Raw genomic sequence first — 17,040 nt, forward strand, 5'->3', positions numbered from 1 at the left:
AATTTTGCGTAAAATAGTCAGTCATTCGGGGCGTAGCGCAGTCTGGTAGCGCACTACACTGGGGGTGTAGTGGTCGCAGGTTCAAATCCTGCCGTTCCGACCAAACATAGATTTAGGGCAGACCGTCATTGACCGTCTGCCCTTTATTTTGGGCGTTTTTCAGGTTTTCACTGTCTTATAGGTGTATGGCGTTCCATATAGAATGTTGGTATTATTGTTGGTATCGAGCAGTACCAACAGCGACAATACCAACAAAGGATGACCCCATGCCCCTAACCCACACAGGTATTAATAAGCTACAGCCTAGCCCCACTGCTATTGACACAAAACGACCTGATAAGCACAGTGACGGTAACGGGCTGCAATTATGGGTGCGTTATACGGGCGTTATGCGTGGATAAACTAGGCTGGCATGAGAAACAATACATATTACCTGACAGAGCAATAGGCAGTGATGGTAAGCAGGGATTGCTCATGGCATGCGTGAACGACCCAAAAGAATGCACCGAACCACGTACAATAAGATAATTTGTGAATATATGAACCTGATGGATAGATTATTAGGGGCACATCGTAAAATGCTTAACTTTTAAACTTGCCTAATGATTTAGATAGATTATATAGTGATCGTGTTTGAACCAACTTTAAGGTAATAGGTATTATGAGAGTATTAAACCAATTATTAACATTCCTATCAGGTGTAATAATTTTAACGGCTTTTACTTTTGGAGTAGCAAATGCCAATAATAGATATGCTATTGCACAAGAAGCCAGCGCAAAACCTAGTGCAGAAGCAATTAAAGCAGAAGCAGAAGCAACTGTAGAAGATATGATAAAAGATATAACAAAAGATATGACAAAAGAAAAAGCAGCTAGAGCAGAAGCGTACGCAAAAGCACGTGCAGCTTGGGCAAAATCCAATGCAGAAGAAAAAGCAGATAGGGCAAAATCAGAAAAGAGGATTGAGCTGAAAGAATGGAGGAAATAATAGCCATTAAGAAGGAGTAAGTGCGAATTGCGGACGCACAAAAATCACTTAGGCAGCGGTCACTACTGGTGAAGCTGTGAACAATTACACCGCCCTACCGTGTTGAGAAATGTTGAAACGGCAAACAGTGAAAATAATTACAAAATAATAGTAAGTGAAGCAGTAAACAGCCAAAAAAGGTCATTATTAAAAACGATTGTTGGTATTATTGTTGGTATCGTTAATATATTAAATAACCAAACCTATGTATTACAGTGCATACAGCCTTTACTTTACTTCCTGCCGTTCCGACCAAACATAGTAGTAATAGAGAAAAGCCAATCATTGTTTTCAATGGTTGGCTCTTTTTTGGGTTTACTATAATGGATAATTACGATTTAAATCGTATCAACCAAGTCACTTGGTCTAGCAAGATGAACACTAAGAGAAATCTGAAGTTCCAACCATCACAAAATCATCAGTCCAAAAAATATTCAACAAACTACCAAAATGGTCGTTTGGTGTATTAAGGTTTTTAATCGTTATTCTGATACCTTTATTATCAAATACACCAAATATTCAGCTTAATTTTTATATTATTAATATCATGATTTAGTAATCGGACAATCAAGCACTACCCTAGCTGATACCTGTCATCTATAGACTTTTATAGAGCGAGCAGTTAGGGTAAATGCTACAACATTATGATGGTCTAGCCTATGTCCGAGCCTATTGCTCAACCCTTATCCACGCTATATAACTCACCTTGGGAAGCATACAAACGACCTTATGTTCGTGATTTGGCGTATGTGCTTGCCTGCCCTAACGTCTTGACCAAATGGCTGGACTTCGCGTCGCATCAAAATACGCATGAGGTTGAGGTACATAGCGCCAACTTTTGGCAATCGCAATTTGAGGCGTATGAACCACGTTTAAAAGAACTTGATAGCACCAATGCTTATCAGGTGCTGACTCGCTATTTACTCAAGCGGCCTAGCCCTAATCGCTTGGGTTTTCACTTTGAAGGATTACTGTCATTTTGGCTAGAGGATGGCTTTGCGCGCAAGCTACATCCGTATGAGACCCTAGCCAGTAACGTCCAGTTGTATAACGGTAAGCAGACGACTGGTGAGCTAGATTTGATTTTATACAATCATCAAGACAAGCTCACCGAACACTGGGAATTGGCCATTAAGTTTTTTATGGGATCAGCGCCGTTTGCTCCTGAGAACTGGGTTGGGATTAATTCCAAGGACAATCTACAGCGTAAAATGACCCATATGCAAACCAAGCAGTTTCGTACCGTATGGGTAGATACCGAAAAGCATGGACAAGTTAAAATTGATAAGCGTTATGGGATAATTAAAGGACGCTTCTTTTTGCCAATCAATACCTGTAATTTTACTTATCCGCCTTGGTTAGCGCCAAGCTTTCCTATACATAAATGGTGCGATAACACCGATATGACTAATCTTGCGACGCTTGATATAAGGGCATTACGAGCTGCCCATTATATCGAATGGTTTACTAGGCGCGACTGCTATGATGGACGACAGCCGCAGGTAGCTTGGTCAAACGACGCAATGCCTATGCCTACGACAGGACTATACTTCGAAGGTCATAGTCCGATCGTCATTTATCCTGAACAGCGCGGCAAAACGCATGATAAATTTTAGTAACGTCCACCGCATTATATGCACATTGACGCTTTAGCCATCTGCTTTATTAATGCAATGCAATGAAGCTACCAAGCATAGCGTCCATACAAGCTAATCTCACTGCGTTTGGCTTTTTCTGAATCGAGACTGTCGGTCAGCAATTTGATGCCAGCATAACGACTGTCTACAGCAAGACCCAATGCTTGCGTTTGCGGCTCTATCAAGCCCGTCACCGTAATGGGGAAAGCATCGTTGGACGTTTGGTAGCCTGCGGATAATTGATATAAGTCTTGAATGTCATTCACTTGACCATGTAGACCGAGCTGCCATTGACTGTCTAGCTGATGCTGAAGGCTACCTTCCACTCGCCATGGCAATGTCTGTGTGACATCATCAGTGCTAAGCTGCCCTTCAATCGTATAGAGAGGTCTGCCGTTGACGTCATAATCCAATGCATAACGAGTGCTTGGCATGTCTTTCCAGTGCATACGTCCAAGGATATCGTAGCCACTCAGAGACAACTGCGTACTATCAGACAACTGACCTGTGAGCTGCAAATCGAGCGAATAACCATATCCCGAAGGTTTCGCGGGGTTCCAGTCTAGGTTTTCCTCCCCTAAAGCCGGTTCATCATAGTAATAATCGATGTAAGCGTTGGTTTTATCCAAACTGTCTCGTATGTCTGTTACCTCATTATTTGGCAACACTCTGGTGCTTAAATCGCCAACTATCTTACCTTCTAATGCATGCAGTCCTTGCCAGAGATTGGCACGAGTCGTCAATTGCCAGTTAGGCATGAGCTGCTGCGTCAGACCAATATTAGCACCGAATCTTTCATTGTGCTTGGCTTCCAAAAATAACGGATAATCTTGACTGGTACTTGAGGGCTGTTTATTTTCATACTGCCAATAAACTTCGGCAGTCTCTTTGCTAAACGTCATTAAATAATCATAACGCCAACCTAGACCGTAGCTAATCGCACTGCCCGCAGGACGAATCTCAAGCGACGTCCGACCTTGGGCATAAGCATGATCACCCGAGTCCAAAGGGGCACTCCAATCGTCTAAAAATGCTGAGATAGGCTGTGTTGGGCTATGAGCCGTTGCCATCACACTCCACTCTATCTGTGCGTCTGATTGTTTGGTCTGACTGTCTAGCAACCCTGTCGCTTGGGGGTAGAAGTAAAAATTCGTATCAGCAGCTGGTATATCTGCACTATCAGCAACCGCAGCGCTGGATATCATCATAGCGGCAATCGCTGGCGTAGTGATTAACTTGGTACGGCTGTATAAATGCGATGCTAAGCTTTTAGGTAAAAAACCATAGAGAATTGAAACGTTATATGGCATAAATTTCTCACGTTTATTAGAGAGCATAAAAAAGAGACAGTAATCTGTCTCTTTTTTTGTTGCTATACCTCAATCGCTACTAACAACGGTTGAGAGTCGATGTGACACATGATTTGATTATAGAATAATTAAACTGTCATCAGTAAATTTGGCAGTAACTTTGCCATCATTATCCATCAAATCACCGTAGTCTTTACCGTTAACCATGATATCGCCAAGCTTACCCATTTTATCTTTGATAAAATCACCATTGGCATCGACATTTAACTTGATCGATGCTTTATTTTGCTCAACGGTAAACTGGGTGCTAACCACATCATAGTTATTATCTAAGCTTGACTTACCTGTTACAAATAGCTTCTTACCCTCTACGCTAGCAGTCAGACCTTGTAGCTCAATAACATTACGAGCAGTACGTTTAAGATTGGCTTGGAAATCAAGTGGAATCGTCGTTGTGCTCTCTTTCGTTACCTTGCCCTTAATCGCCAATACTATTTCCATACCTACGTATTTATTGGCGGCTTCTTCGATATCACCGACTTCATCGATTATGATAAATTTCTTTATATCAGCGTCATTGGCAGTCGCGTTCAGTGTAATCTCTACATCAGTCATCGGTTTTTGCTTGGTCATCTTGCCCGTTATAGCAAACTTATAAGGGATTGTTCTAACCACCAGACTGTTATCTGCTAGCTTTCTGCTGACATCCAGTGCGGCAAATTCAAAATCTTTTGCTTCAATCACGCTATCATTAGCCGTCAACTTCAGGCTGCTTAATTTGATGACCGCCTTTTCTAGTGTGATGCCTTCTCTATTTGCATCATTGATATCAAACTCATCATTGACCATGACTTTATCACTGAATTGACCACTGACTGTTGCGCCTTTAGTATTTGAGCTGAGGGCAACGATATCAGTGCCAGTGCCAATGTTAATACTCTTGAAACCCAAGCTGCCGTTAAAGTTATCTGTACTGGTGTTTGAGCTTAACGCATCTTCAAAGCCATCAAATGCTACCTTAAAACTGTCTTGATTGACGACAACAGGTCCGTACAAACCTGTTTGTGGGTTATACACATAATCGTATTCTTCAACATCTACTTTGGTTGTACCATTCAAGGTAAACTTACCGTCAGTACTTAGCATTGCGACAAAACCATTTTCGGGCGTTAAAGTGATATTGCCTAATGCGACCTCAAATTTTGCATCATTGGCTAATGCTAAGATATCAGCTGCCGTGAGCTGTGATATATCATTCTCTTCCATATAGTATTTTAGATCACTTGGGATATCGAAGGTATAACCCAGACGTGTATCTTGCTTTTCTGTAAGGATATCACTTACATCTTCGTAAGCATCTGTAACCGCTTTATTGTCACTGACAAATAGCTTGGCGGTACGAATCATCTCTTTCGCTTGCTCGATCTCAGACAAACTATTATCGACAGGCGGCTTAACTGGCACATCTGGCGTATTAGTACCATTACCAGAAGAAGAAGAATTATTGTTGTCATCACCACAGCCTGCTAACGCTAACGTGCTGGCTAACGCTAATGCGCTCAATTTAAAAAATTTCATAACACAGTCCTTTATAGAGTGATTTTAAAAACGAGAAGCACCAAAATCTTTATCTAATTAAGCAAATAATGCCTTAATTTAAAAAAGCGCCTCTTAGTTTAGAAAACTTAAGTTTGCTTTAAAATAAAATAATAATACTCTTATTTAAACAACTTATCTATAAAGTAAACGGATATAACAGCAATGTTACACAAAAAATTAAATGCCGTTGTTGCGACTAATCTTGACTGTCCGCCAAAGATACTTTATCAATAATTTTCAATCACTTGCATCAGCTCGTACCTGAGCATATCTGCGCTTGGCATGCGCTCAGCGTGAAAGCGCACGATAGCAATGCCAGCACTGGCTAAAGCTTTGTCCTTTTTATCGTCCGCCTTTTGCCGTGCCTTACTACTATGCGTCCAATCATCCAGCTCGATTGCCAGCAATGTGGTCTGGGCATCAACATCAACGATCACATAATCCACACTTTGACGGCAAATACGATTGAACCAAAAGCTACGCTCAGAGGTCTCATCACTATTGGCTTCAATGATGCGTGACAGCTGAACTTGCACAAAGATATGATATTCTGGTAGCGCATTTTTTAACTTATTAAAAAATATTACCTCGGTATCGGTCATAATGGGCATTGGGGCAAATGGCCAAATAGCCAGCTCATCGCCGCGTACTGGCTTTGGATCAGGCTCGGCGCTTTCACGTCTTGCTAACAGCTTTGGTAACGTAATCAGCCCTAAGAATCCAACGGCCAACATTAAAAATATAACGCCAAATGACATGGTTTTACCTTATACAGTAGGAGCGTGAGAGGCGGTATAGCGTGACTATTATGAGCTTTAGGAAGTCAGTATTTGCCTATCACAACAGGGCAACCCTTATAGGTTGACAGGTTATACAGAAAGAAATAATAAACGGTATGCATGGTAGCTAAGCCTACCTCAATGGGCAAACACTAAAACAAAAAACACGACAATAGATGTCGTGTTTGAATAAAATTAGCTAGAACGAAAAAGAACCTAATTAAGAGAGTGTTGATTATTGAGCAATAATGATCAGTTACAGCAAGATGGACGCTAGTATTTTAACGCCAGTAAAGTACCCAAGCGCTCGTCGTATTTACCTTGGGATCACTATTGATTTTGTCTTTTAGTGCCAAGGCAGCGACTTTACCACGTTCAGGACCGACGACGACTCGGACGCCACGACTGGTAGCGCTAGTCTTCACTTGATAGCCTGCTGACTTGAATTTTTTGGCCAATTCATCGGCTTTGGCTTGGTCATTCGCCAGGGCAACTTGTACCCCAAAGCTACCTTTAGCGTCTGTCTCTTTGACTTCTTTACGGGCTTCACTGAGTTTCTGCTGCGCTTCACGTTTGGCATCAGTCGACTTCTTGGCGAGCGCCTCTTCTTTTTGACGCTTCTCTTCACGAGCCTGTTCGGCTGCTGCTGCTTCACGTGCTAAACGATCTACCTGCTTACGCGATGGAATAGTAATACTCTGACCCAGTTGTAACGATGTCGATGGCGAAAGATTATTCGCTTGTGCTAAGACTTCTACAGGCATGTTGTATTGCCGCGCCAGTTTTATCAACCCATCACCTCTTTTTACTTGATAGTCAGAAGGCGATTTTGGTGGTTCATTCTTGGCAGCTTCTGCTGCTTGTTCAACCGCTTGTTTCTTTTTCTCAGCCATAGTCTGAGCCTCAGCTTGCTTTTTTGCTTCCGCTTGGCGTTTGGCTTCAGCCTGTCGCTTTGCTTCCGCTTCTTTTTTGGCAGCGGCTTGTTCTTTTAGCGCGGCCTGTCTTTTGGCTTCTTGTTGCTGGGCTTGAGCGGCCTGTTGCTTGTCATTGTCGCTCGTAGCGACAGTTGCTTCATTATTGGTACTAGGCTGTGCGCTTGAGGGTTGAACCACATTTTGAGCAGCTGCTGAACTGTTGTCATCTTCGGCAGCAGGCGCGCTATTGGCTATATACTGCTGATTTTCCGCCCGCGATTTTGCCAAGGCTTGCGCCTCCGCAGTCTCTTGCTCCGTCAAAAACTGCTGCGCCCGCTTTTCTTGCTCAGCTACCCGCGCCGCCCGTTCTTTTTGCTTTTGCGCTAGGATACGTTTTTCAGTGTCGATGTCAGTGGTGAGTGGCTGCGGTGCCGCTTGCTCGGCGCTGGGCTTATCGACCATCGCGGTCACGGGCTCAGGTTTATTACCGTCACCAATTTGTTGCACCATGGCATATAGCATTACGCTACCACCGATAATCATCCCAATGCCCAATAAGGCTTGTCTCGAAAAGTTCATCCGTTTACGTCTCTTAGTTGGTAATAAGGTTGATTGGTCGGCACGGTTATTGTTAAAACCCTATCGGCTAATATCCTACCAGTGGTTTTGATAAGTAGTTTTGATAATTAGCCGCTGCCGCCCGTTACTGCCATCATCTCTCAAAGATTATGTCATATTTATAACAGCACGTTTTTATGAAAACGCTTTTTTATGAAAATACCTTTTATAAAGCATCTTATAATAAATCTATTTGTTTGCAAAAGCTCTTTGATTATAAAGTATATTTTTCATGCTGTCTGCTCTCACGCTGCTGTTAAGATAAGGGTCTATTGAACATTCAAATGTGGCACTGGCAGTCCTAATACTTGAATGTTCAATAGACCCTAACATTAAACTGGTCATATTTTCACTTAATTTCTCATTCTTCAAACGCTGCCAATACCTCACCAATGGTATGGAACGAACCACAAACGACAATGAGGTCTTGCGCCTGACTGCCATTTATAACGGCATCGGTCGCTTCTGATAAACGTTTAAATTCATGTATTTGTGCACTATCCACATAGTTGCTCAAGATACGTTGCAGCTGCTCGGTGCTCGCCGCACGCGGATAGTCAATCTCAGCGATGAACCAGTCGCTAATCGGCAAGCCTGATTCGGTCAAACGTTGAACGACCTTGTCGATATCTTTATCCGCCAGCATAGAAAAGAGCATTTTGATAGTTGCAGGTGCGCTATTGGTTTGTTCATCACTATTTTGCTGCGCCACATGTTGCTGCCAGAGCGGTAGTAATTGCGCTAATAAAAACTCAACGCCTTGCTCATTATGTGCCACATCAAACAACCAGTGACGATTCTCTAACTCTCGATAGTCAAAGCGCCCTGCAAGCTTAACGGTCTGTAGCGCCTGCTCAATAGCAGCGATATCGACAGCCAATGAACTGGCCAGCACTGCTGATAAGGCATTGGCAGTATTGGTTAGTGACAGTGCTGGTCTTGGCAACTGTAGAGTAACAGCAGCATTACTATATTGCCAAGTAATTGCATCGATCTCGCGATAATGGAAGTCTTTGCCAACTTGATAACAAGTCGCCTGATTCTTATCGATAGCCTGCTGCACACTGGTTGGCATGTCGGTAGCGCCGTAAATCAGAGGCATATCATTGCGTAAGATACCTGCTTTTTCGCGGCCAATATCTTCGACATTGTCACCAAGCCAATCGACATGATCGATGCCAATATTGGTAATGACTGCCATATCAGGGTCAATAATATTGACGACATCTAAGCGACCACCGAGTCCCACTTCTAGCACCCATACATCACAGTCGGCTTCGGCAAATATCAATAATGCAGCCAATGTGGTCATCTCAAAAAACGACAACGTCAAAGCGCACTGTAATCGCGCCGCTTCTACTTTGCAAAAAGCGTTGATTAGTATCTCATCGCTGACCATTTCGCCATTGATACGTACACGCTCGTTAAAAGCACTCAGATGCGGTGATTGATAGAGAGCTGTCTTGTAACCCGCTGCTAGGCACATCTGTGCAATCACTGCCGTCGTCGAGCCTTTACCATTGGTGCCTGCTACGGTAAATACATAAGCATCGTCTTTCGCTGACTGCACCACGCCTAATGCTTCAGCAACTGGCAACACTCGCGACAAGCCCATATCTATCGCTGATACGTGTATCTGTTGCATGTAATCTAACCATATCGTTATGCTGGCTTTATCATTGGGGCTAGTGGAATTAGAAACTTGAGAATCAGACATGGCGCAAACCTATATTTAATTTTATGAAAATAGAGACTGTATATTTGCTAACTAAAAACCAAAAATAGCACTTACCGTCATATAACGATAAATGCTATTAAAGAGTTTTGCATATTTTAGAGATATTAGCACGCTGCTAAGCAGTTATAAACTGAATCAGCTGCTCATGCTCATTATCCTGTGCTAAGCATCAACATTAGGAACGCCACATAATTTCGCTAGCAAGCGATAAATGGTATCGATTAGCTGATGACGATGTACCACTTCATCGACCACGCCATGCTCTAACAAGAACTCAGCACGCTGGAACGGCTCTTCTAATGTCTCACGAACTGTTTGCTCAATCACGCGCTTGCCAGCAAAGCCAATCATGGCTTTTGGTTCTGCCAGATGAATATCACCGAGCATCGCGAGCGATGCCGTCACACCGCCATAAACAGGGTTGGTCAGCACCACGATATACGGCACGCCAGCAATTCTTAAGCGTTCAATCGCTGCTGCGGTACGAGCCATTTGCATCAAAGACAATAGTCCTTCTTGCATACGCGCGCCGCCTGAAGCTGCAAAGCAAAGTAACGGCTTTTTCTCTTCAAGCGCTTTTTCCGCCGCTTGTACAAATCGATCGCCAACGACTGACCCCATCGAGCCACCCATAAAGCGGAAATCAAAAGCACAAGCCACGACATCAAGATTGCGCAGCTTACCATACATAGCAATCAGCGCTTCAGATTCGCCTGTTTTTTCTTGCGCTTCACTCATGCGCTTTGGATATGGCTTACTATCGACGAATCTCAGCGGATCTTTTGCCGTAAATTCTTGCCCAAGCTCACCATCTACTTGATCCAATATCCAATGCAGACGCTCACGAGCACTCATCGGTAAATGATGATCGCAGTGCGGGCACACATAACAGTTAAAAATCAGCGCCGTGTTAGTAATCATCGAATGACAATTACTGCACTTGGTTGACGGCTCAGTCTCTACTGCTGTCAAAGGCGCTGTCAATTGCTGCTTGATACCCGGTATCGGGCGATTAAACCACGATTGCCCAGCGGTGTTCCCGTTCGGCTCGGCATTGGTTTTTTCAGTATTGTTCGGCGTAGTCATGTCAGGTTTTGTTATTGTATCAGTCATATTATTTGCCATCATCAAAGGCTTATCGACAAGTTGGCTCATTCCCTTGTCCTTGAGAGTTTAATGGTTGTCTAGACCAAACGTCAAATACCAGCATAACATGAGCCGTTATGCGACACGTTTACGTACCTATCTTTACGTATCTATCTTTACGTATCTATCTTTACGTATCTATCTTTACGTATCTATCTTTACGTATCTATCTTTAGGTACATATATGACAGTCTATTGTACTTATTGATACCTATTATGCTTATCGATATCAAGCAATCTATAGAACGATCAATAAATGCTATTTTAACAACCACTATTATAATTATATTAGTTTACACTCGTAAACTAAATTTAGCAAAGTCATTTAACTTTGTGTTTATAAATACTAAGTGCTTATAAATACTAAGTGCTTATAAATACTAAGCGCTCATAAATACTAAGCGCTCATAAATACTAAGTCTTTATAAACCGTAAATTAAGGTGGCTACGCTATTGACCATTTCTCAAGTTAAGACCATAAAACCCATACAGTATTGATGGCAGATGTTAAATGATAGATATTGGATGGATAGCGACGCTAAATACGTTCATTCCGCGAATCAAGTCCACGACTCACTCTACTGATAATTTTTATAAGCGATCGGTATATCAGGCAATCACTATATAAATCTAAGCGCTCAAGCTATCCAACGCGCCGCGTAGTTCATCCATTTTACTCATGATTTTTTGCTGAGCAGCAGCAACAGCAGTCGCATCACTTGCATCTATATCAGCAAAGTTTTGCACCAACGCACTACCGACAATAATACCATCGGCATGCTCACCAATCGCTTTGGCAGATGCCGCATCACGAATACCAAAACCCACGCATACTGGCAAATCGGTCTCGGCTTTAATCGCTTGCACTTGAGTCGCTACATCATTTGTATCGAGCGTTGCTGAACCGGTGACGCCTTTTAGCGAAACGTAATAAATATAGCCGCCACAATGGGTTAATACTTGCTTACGGCGCTCAGGCAAAGTGGTCGGTGATAATAAGAAAATCTCATTTATCGAGTTGTCAGTCAAATGCTGGGTAAAGCTGCCCGCCTCTGCTGGCGGCAAATCAACCATCAATATGCCATCGACGCCTGACTGCTCACACAGCGCAACGAAGTTATCATAACCAATGATTTCAACTGGATTGAGATAGCCCATTAAAATAATTGGTGTTTGCGTGTCTTGCTGACGAAATTCTTCGACCATTTTTAGCGCATCACGAGTACTAGTGCCTGCGGCTAAAGCGCGCTCGCCAGCCAAGGCAACTGTTGGGCCATCTGCCATCGGATCAGAGAATGGTAAACCGACTTCGATCATATCGGCGCCGTGTTTCACTAAGTCGTGCAACAGACCTACCGTAGTGGTCGGATTAGGATCGCCTGCCATAACATAAGGAATCAGGGCTTTTTTATTTTGTGATTTTAAGGTTTCAAAGGTACTTTCAATTCGGGTCATAGTGATCTCTTATAATTTTGTTAAATAAATTTTTAGCTTATATAAGTGTATTCTTACCAGCCAATATCCATTAAATTATCAGGATTGTCCTGCGACAAATATTTAATATCATCAGTTCTTTGCTTATGAAAAGTATTCATAATATTTAGAATTTCACGCTGCTCTATGTAGTATAGACCGTTTAAAACATTGTACCTCTCGCACAGTGGAATATTTTTATTAAATATTAGACCTTGCACCCTGTTCCCTCGGTTTTTCATCTTTCTACTATATATTTCTGTGTAATCTATCCAAAAACCAATAGTGCTTCCTTGAATTCGGTTAAGATAAAATGCTTTAACGTCATCATAATTTATGACTTTATCGTGCTGAAAATTTTTATTAGCTATATAAAACTGAGACGTCAATTGGATATTGTCTTTATCGATTATAAGTATGGGGATATGCTTCCAAGTCCATTTTTTAGCAATCCATGGATTTGGCACAGCGGAATTCTTAGTGATCCTATATATCCAGTAAGATAGTAAAAACAAACCTAAACAACACATTATCCATACAACCTTAATGTCTTGTATTGATTCATATAGACTCATTGTCTCAAAACTAGCCCACCAACTCATAAAAAATAAAATAATAGTAACTTGTATTATTACAAACATCATTAAGTAGAGAATATAGCTCTGCCAAAAACTGACACTTTCAGTAGGCACACCCACACTTATTGTGACTGGCGCTGTTAGCACCGCTTGGTCTGGATACTTGCCCAACTGGCTAGGCTTACTAGGTATTAAGCGGTTCAAATTCATGAAGGCATACTATGGATAATTAAAAAATAGTTATCAATTAGCGTATTGAGATTTATGATACCTAATCGAGTTAATACGCTGCTAAACTTTCTTATACAACCATCTAAACCACTCTATTCTTACTACATCTCAATCCCTTCTGCTTTCATCACTGAATGCAGATCTTTGTCACCGCGACCTGACATATTAACGACGATCGTCTGGTCAGGTGTCATGGTTTTCGCCAGTTTCAATGCATAAGCGACGGCATGAGCAGTTTCAAGCGCAGGAATGATGCCTTCTTTGCGCGTTGCCTCATGGAAGCCTTCTAGCGCCTCTTTATCCGTACAACCAACATACTCAACACGCTTCATGTCTTTTAGGAAGCTATGCTCTGGGCCGACACCAGGATAATCAAGACCCGCTGAGATAGAATGCGTCTCTTGAATCTGACCATCATCATCTGCCATTAGGTAAGTACGGTTACCATGTAGCACACCGATACGGCCAGCAGCCAATGGTGCTGAATGACGACCTGACTCGATACCATCGCCTGTTGCCTCGACGCCATACATCTTAACTTCAGTATCGTTTAGGAAGTCAAAGAACAAACCAATCGCGTTTGAGCCACCGCCAACACACGCAACCAAGGCATCAGGCATTTTGCCTGTTTTTTCTAGATGCTGAATGCGTGCTTCTTTACCGATAATCGCTTGGAAATCACGAACCAACAGCGGATAAGGATGCGGGCCTGCCACAGTACCGATAATGTAATAGGTGCTATCCACATTGGTCACCCAGTCACGCATGGCTTCGTTCATTGCGTCTTTGAGCGTACGTGAGCCAGAAGTGACTGGCACAACTGTCGCGCCAAGCAAGCGCATACGATAGACGTTCATCTTTTGACGCTCGACATCGTCAGCACCCATATAGACGATACACTCTAGTCCTAAGCGTGCCGCAATCGTTGCCGTCGCGACGCCATGCTGCCCTGCACCGGTCTCAGCGATGATACGTTTTTTACCACACATTTTGGCAAGCAATGCCTGACCAATGGTGTTATTTACTTTATGCGCACCGGTATGGTTTAGATCTTCACGCTTAAAATAAATTTGCGCACCGCCAATCTCATCACTGAGACGCTTGGCATGATACAGCGGCGTTGGACGACCGACATAATTGACCAAATCGTTGTGATACTCTTCCCAGAATGCAGGATCGGCTTTGACTTTGGTGTATAACGCTTCTAGCTCTTCTAGTGCTGCCATCAAGGTTTCAGAGACAAAACGACCGCCATGCACACCAAAGTGCCCACGGGCATCAGGATACTGATTGAAGTCTTGGACATCAGTTGGATTGGTAAAAGTATTGACGGCTTGTGCCGTGGCTGATAAATCTTTGTTAGCGACATGACTCATGATAATTCCTACTGTAATAAGTGGTATTTTTTAATATAAATAGTGGAGAACGAAAAAATAAGATTTAAGCAGAAAATCGGAATAACGACCAAACAAGGATAAAGGTGCTTTATGAATCGCTTAGATGGCGTCAGTGACCGTCACGCTTTGCCATCGATCGCGTTTGACCGCTTTCATAAAGGCGCGCATTTTGGCAGCATCTTTTTTGCCTTTAGCCGCCTCGATACCACCGCTGACATCAACAGCGTAAATGGGTAACTCTGTCGTCGCAGCGACGTTTTGAGCATCAAGACCGCCCGCTAAGACAATCGGTAACGAGCTATGGTGAGGAATAAGGCTCCAATCAAAGCGCGCGCCTGTACCACCATATTTATGCTGATGATAAGCATCGAGCAAAATACTACTTGCCCCTGCCGCTGCAAAGCTATCAATACGCGCGCTTACGCTAGCAAGGGTATCTTTCTCCGCATTGATGCGTAAGGCTTTTATCCAGCGTTTATTGACCGCATTTGCCAGTTGTTGGCACTGCTCAGGGCTTTCATCACCGTGGAATTGAATGATATCAAATGCAACATGGTTCGCCAGTTCAACCAACTCTTCGTGTGACATATTAACCACCAAGGCGACGACGCTGACAAAGGCAGGAACGGCGATGCTTAAGGTTTGGGCTTGTTCCATGGTCACAGCACGTGGACTGGGCGGATAAAATACCAAGCCGACCGCATCGACACCCAATTGGGTGGCAGTATGAATATCAGCTACGTCGGTAAACCCGCAAAACTTCACGTGCATGGTGTGACCTTAAAATACAGCAGCCATAGATTGGCTGTCATAGCGATTAAGCATAAAATGATGAGGATTTGTTACTCAATGAGTAAATCAATTGCATCCAAAAACTTATCCTAGCATACTTTTATTCATAGTTTTGTTTATGATTGCGATTGATTAATATGAGGATACTTAATGTCTAACACTGCGTCGGCAACTACCACTACCATTGATGACAACGATGGCAATAATAATAGCAACGATGATAATACCAGCCTAACCTCTGCCCATTATTTGATGTGGTTTCGCCGTGATCTACGCCTACATGACAACACCGCTTTAGCAGCGCTTTGTGAGCGTGCCCGTGATAATGACGCATCAGTAAGCGCTGTGTTCTTCCTCACCCCTGAGCAATGGCAAACGCACGACATGTCCTTGGTTCAACTCGATCATATCGCCCGTACCTTGCCAATATTGGCAAATGACTTGCACAAACAGTTAAATATCACCTTGCATGTACAGGTTTGCGATAGTTTCTCTGATTGTGTGGATTCATTAGACGCCTTATGTGCAGCCAATAATATTAGCTGCGTCATGGCCAATCATGAATATGAGGGCAATGAGATTGAGCGCGACGCACAATTGAGCCAGCTGCTTGCAAAAAGTGACATCGAGTTTATACGCTGGCATGATCAATGTATTTTACCACCGAAAAGCATCACTACCAATGACGACAGTATGTATCAAGTATTTACGCCATTTTATAAAAAATGGCGGCATACCTTGGAAGTTAGCAACATACAACTGCATAAAGCTTTAGCAATCAATAGTGATAACGCTACTTTAAAAATATCGAAACAGACCGTCAATAATGCCAACACGATAGAAGCATTAAGCCAAAAAGTGGTTAAGGATTATCAACAGTCATTAGCAAATAATACCCAGCTCAGTCATATTGATAGCGAGGCACAGCTTACTAACGCACGTGCTGCCTATCCTGCTGGGGAAGTGGCCGCTTGTCACCGCTTGGATCAATTCGTTGCAGATGATATTCATAACTATGATGTGAGCCGCGATGTGCCAAGCTTACATGCCACCAGTCAGTTGTCAGCGTATCTGACAATTGGGGTCATCAGTCCCAGACTTTGCTACCTACAAGCGGCTAAAGCACAAGAACAATTGCATGGTAATGATGGCGACAATGAAGACATTAATCGCTGGATCAGTGAGCTGGCGTGGCGAGACTTTTATCGCCATGTATTAGACTATAAGCCAGAACTTATCCAGCATCAAGCTTATAAAAATGAGACCGATGTTAAGATTAATTGGTCATACAATGAGGATGATTTTGATGCGTGGTGTACGGGCAGGACGGGTGTGCCCTTAGTCGATGCCGCGATGCGTTGCTTAAATGCGACGGGCTTTATGCACAATCGCTTACGCATGGTCACCGCGATGTTTTTGACCAAAGACTTATTGATTGATTGGCGCTTAGGCGAGCGCTATTTTATGCAGCAACTGATAGACGGCGACTTTGCCTCAAATAATGGCGGCTGGCAATGGAGCGCATCGACCGGTACGGACTCTGCGCCCTACTTCCGTATTATGAATCCCTTTAGCCAAGCCAAAACTCATGACCCTGATGGGGAATTCATAAAGGAATGGTTACCTGAATTAAAGGATATGCCTGCCAGCATTTTGCATAGCGAAGACAAGATACGTAAAGCTATCAACACAGACGATAGGTTTAGGCGGTTAGATTACCCCGCCCCAATGGTCGAACACAAAGCGGCACGGCAACTGGCGATTACTGAATTTAAAAAATAAGTATTGAATTAAAAAACAG

The 17,040-nt window shown here is 43.0% G+C and carries 14 protein-coding genes and 1 tRNA gene; 5 read left to right on the forward strand and 10 right to left on the reverse strand.

Going from position 1 to position 17,040, the window contains the following annotated elements; genetic code table 11:
- Positions 1–26: 26 nt before the first annotated feature.
- The 4 genes from AAEY80_RS00270 to AAEY80_RS00285 all read left to right on the forward strand — a co-directional run bounded on the left by AAEY80_RS00270 (position 27) and on the right by AAEY80_RS00285 (position 2,643).
- Positions 27–103: transfer RNA gene (locus tag AAEY80_RS00270), tRNA-Pro, on the forward strand.
- 163 nt (positions 104–266) lie between these two features.
- Positions 267–401 carry a DUF4102 domain-containing protein gene (locus AAEY80_RS00275; RefSeq protein ID WP_201575517.1) on the forward strand — a complete coding sequence of 45 codons (135 nt, stop codon included), beginning with the start codon at positions 267–269 and terminating at the stop codon, positions 399–401.
- Positions 402–661: 260 nt separating this feature from the next.
- Positions 662–988: a hypothetical protein gene (locus AAEY80_RS00280; protein WP_201575519.1), complete on the forward strand. Its 327-nt coding sequence runs from the start codon at positions 662–664 to the stop codon at positions 986–988.
- 698 nt (positions 989–1,686) lie between these two features.
- On the forward strand, positions 1,687–2,643 hold the full coding sequence (locus tag AAEY80_RS00285; protein WP_350587725.1) for a DUF1853 family protein: 957 nt from the start codon (positions 1,687–1,689) through the stop codon (positions 2,641–2,643).
- A gap of 68 nt (positions 2,644–2,711) precedes the next feature.
- Here the strand turns inward: AAEY80_RS00285 and AAEY80_RS00290 are convergent, their stop codons facing one another.
- The 10 genes from AAEY80_RS00290 to AAEY80_RS00335 form a co-directional block, all read right to left on the reverse strand.
- Positions 2,712–3,974 (reverse strand): DUF5723 family protein, encoded by a 1,263-nt coding sequence (locus tag AAEY80_RS00290; protein ID WP_157908401.1) that lies wholly within the window; start codon positions 3,972–3,974, stop codon positions 2,712–2,714.
- 117 nt (positions 3,975–4,091) lie between these two features.
- On the reverse strand, positions 4,092–5,552 hold the full coding sequence (locus AAEY80_RS00295) for a hypothetical protein (RefSeq protein ID WP_350587726.1): 1,461 nt from the start codon (positions 5,550–5,552) through the stop codon (positions 4,092–4,094).
- A gap of 248 nt (positions 5,553–5,800) precedes the next feature.
- Positions 5,801–6,331, reverse strand: a complete 531-nt coding sequence (locus AAEY80_RS00300; protein WP_350587727.1) for a DUF2726 domain-containing protein — start codon at positions 6,329–6,331, stop codon at positions 5,801–5,803.
- A gap of 302 nt (positions 6,332–6,633) precedes the next feature.
- Positions 6,634–7,845, reverse strand: a complete 1,212-nt coding sequence (locus AAEY80_RS00305) for an SPOR and LysM peptidoglycan-binding domain-containing protein (protein WP_025652172.1) — start codon at positions 7,843–7,845, stop codon at positions 6,634–6,636.
- 400 nt (positions 7,846–8,245) lie between these two features.
- Positions 8,246–9,601, reverse strand: a complete 1,356-nt coding sequence (folC, locus tag AAEY80_RS00310) for a bifunctional tetrahydrofolate synthase/dihydrofolate synthase (protein ID WP_350587728.1) — start codon at positions 9,599–9,601, stop codon at positions 8,246–8,248.
- 183 nt (positions 9,602–9,784) lie between these two features.
- Positions 9,785–10,747, reverse strand: coding sequence for an acetyl-CoA carboxylase, carboxyltransferase subunit beta (gene accD / locus AAEY80_RS00315; RefSeq protein WP_025652170.1), 963 nt, complete (start codon positions 10,745–10,747; stop codon positions 9,785–9,787).
- Between the two features lie 651 nt (positions 10,748–11,398).
- Positions 11,399–12,223 (reverse strand): tryptophan synthase subunit alpha, encoded by an 825-nt coding sequence (gene trpA, locus AAEY80_RS00320; protein WP_201617452.1) that lies wholly within the window; start codon positions 12,221–12,223, stop codon positions 11,399–11,401.
- A gap of 53 nt (positions 12,224–12,276) precedes the next feature.
- Positions 12,277–13,029, reverse strand: coding sequence for a hypothetical protein (locus tag AAEY80_RS00325; RefSeq protein ID WP_350587729.1), 753 nt, complete (start codon positions 13,027–13,029; stop codon positions 12,277–12,279).
- A gap of 122 nt (positions 13,030–13,151) precedes the next feature.
- The gene (trpB, locus tag AAEY80_RS00330; RefSeq protein ID WP_201575537.1) at positions 13,152–14,426 is read right to left on the reverse strand and encodes a tryptophan synthase subunit beta; all 1,275 of its coding nucleotides are present in this window, start codon (positions 14,424–14,426) and stop codon (positions 13,152–13,154) included.
- Between the two features lie 120 nt (positions 14,427–14,546).
- Complete coding sequence (locus tag AAEY80_RS00335; protein WP_025652165.1) at positions 14,547–15,218, reverse strand: phosphoribosylanthranilate isomerase; 672 nt, start codon at positions 15,216–15,218, stop codon at positions 14,547–14,549.
- Positions 15,219–15,389: 171 nt separating this feature from the next.
- Here AAEY80_RS00335 and AAEY80_RS00340 point away from each other — a divergent pair, with 171 nt between their 5' ends.
- On the forward strand, positions 15,390–17,021 hold the full coding sequence (locus tag AAEY80_RS00340) for a cryptochrome/photolyase family protein (protein WP_350587730.1): 1,632 nt from the start codon (positions 15,390–15,392) through the stop codon (positions 17,019–17,021).
- Positions 17,022–17,040: the final 19 nt, after the last annotated feature.

The sequence above is a fragment of the Psychrobacter sp. 78a-MNA-CIBAN-0178 genome (genome assembly GCF_040309625.1).
Classification (GTDB): Bacteria; Pseudomonadota; Gammaproteobacteria; order Pseudomonadales; family Moraxellaceae; genus Psychrobacter; species Psychrobacter okhotskensis.

Bases quoted from the DNA above. Each gene is read 5' to 3' on its own strand.
- AAEY80_RS00305 (WP_025652172.1), bottom strand. From the start codon at position 7,845: ATGAACTTTTCGAGACAAGCCTTATTGGGCATTGGGATGATTATCGGT.
- AAEY80_RS00275 (WP_201575517.1), top strand. From the start codon at position 267: ATGCCCCTAACCCACACAGGTATTAATAAGCTACAGCCTAGCCCCACT.
- AAEY80_RS00280 (WP_201575519.1), top strand. From the start codon at position 662: ATGAGAGTATTAAACCAATTATTAACATTCCTATCAGGTGTAATAATT.
- AAEY80_RS00295 (WP_350587726.1), bottom strand. From the start codon at position 5,552: ATGAAATTTTTTAAATTGAGCGCATTAGCGTTAGCCAGCACGTTAGCG.
- AAEY80_RS00325 (WP_350587729.1), bottom strand. From the start codon at position 13,029: ATGAATTTGAACCGCTTAATACCTAGTAAGCCTAGCCAGTTGGGCAAG.
- trpA (WP_201617452.1), bottom strand. From the start codon at position 12,223: ATGACCCGAATTGAAAGTACCTTTGAAACCTTAAAATCACAAAATAAA.
- AAEY80_RS00300 (WP_350587727.1), bottom strand. From the start codon at position 6,331: ATGTCATTTGGCGTTATATTTTTAATGTTGGCCGTTGGATTCTTAGGG.
- AAEY80_RS00290 (WP_157908401.1), bottom strand. From the start codon at position 3,974: ATGCCATATAACGTTTCAATTCTCTATGGTTTTTTACCTAAAAGCTTA.
- AAEY80_RS00285 (WP_350587725.1), top strand. From the start codon at position 1,687: ATGTCCGAGCCTATTGCTCAACCCTTATCCACGCTATATAACTCACCT.
- accD (WP_025652170.1), bottom strand. From the start codon at position 10,747: ATGGCAAATAATATGACTGATACAATAACAAAACCTGACATGACTACG.
- AAEY80_RS00335 (WP_025652165.1), bottom strand. From the start codon at position 15,218: ATGCACGTGAAGTTTTGCGGGTTTACCGACGTAGCTGATATTCATACT.
- AAEY80_RS00340 (WP_350587730.1), top strand. From the start codon at position 15,390: ATGTCTAACACTGCGTCGGCAACTACCACTACCATTGATGACAACGAT.
- trpB (WP_201575537.1), bottom strand. From the start codon at position 14,426: ATGAGTCATGTCGCTAACAAAGATTTATCAGCCACGGCACAAGCCGTC.
- folC (WP_350587728.1), bottom strand. From the start codon at position 9,601: ATGTCTGATTCTCAAGTTTCTAATTCCACTAGCCCCAATGATAAAGCC.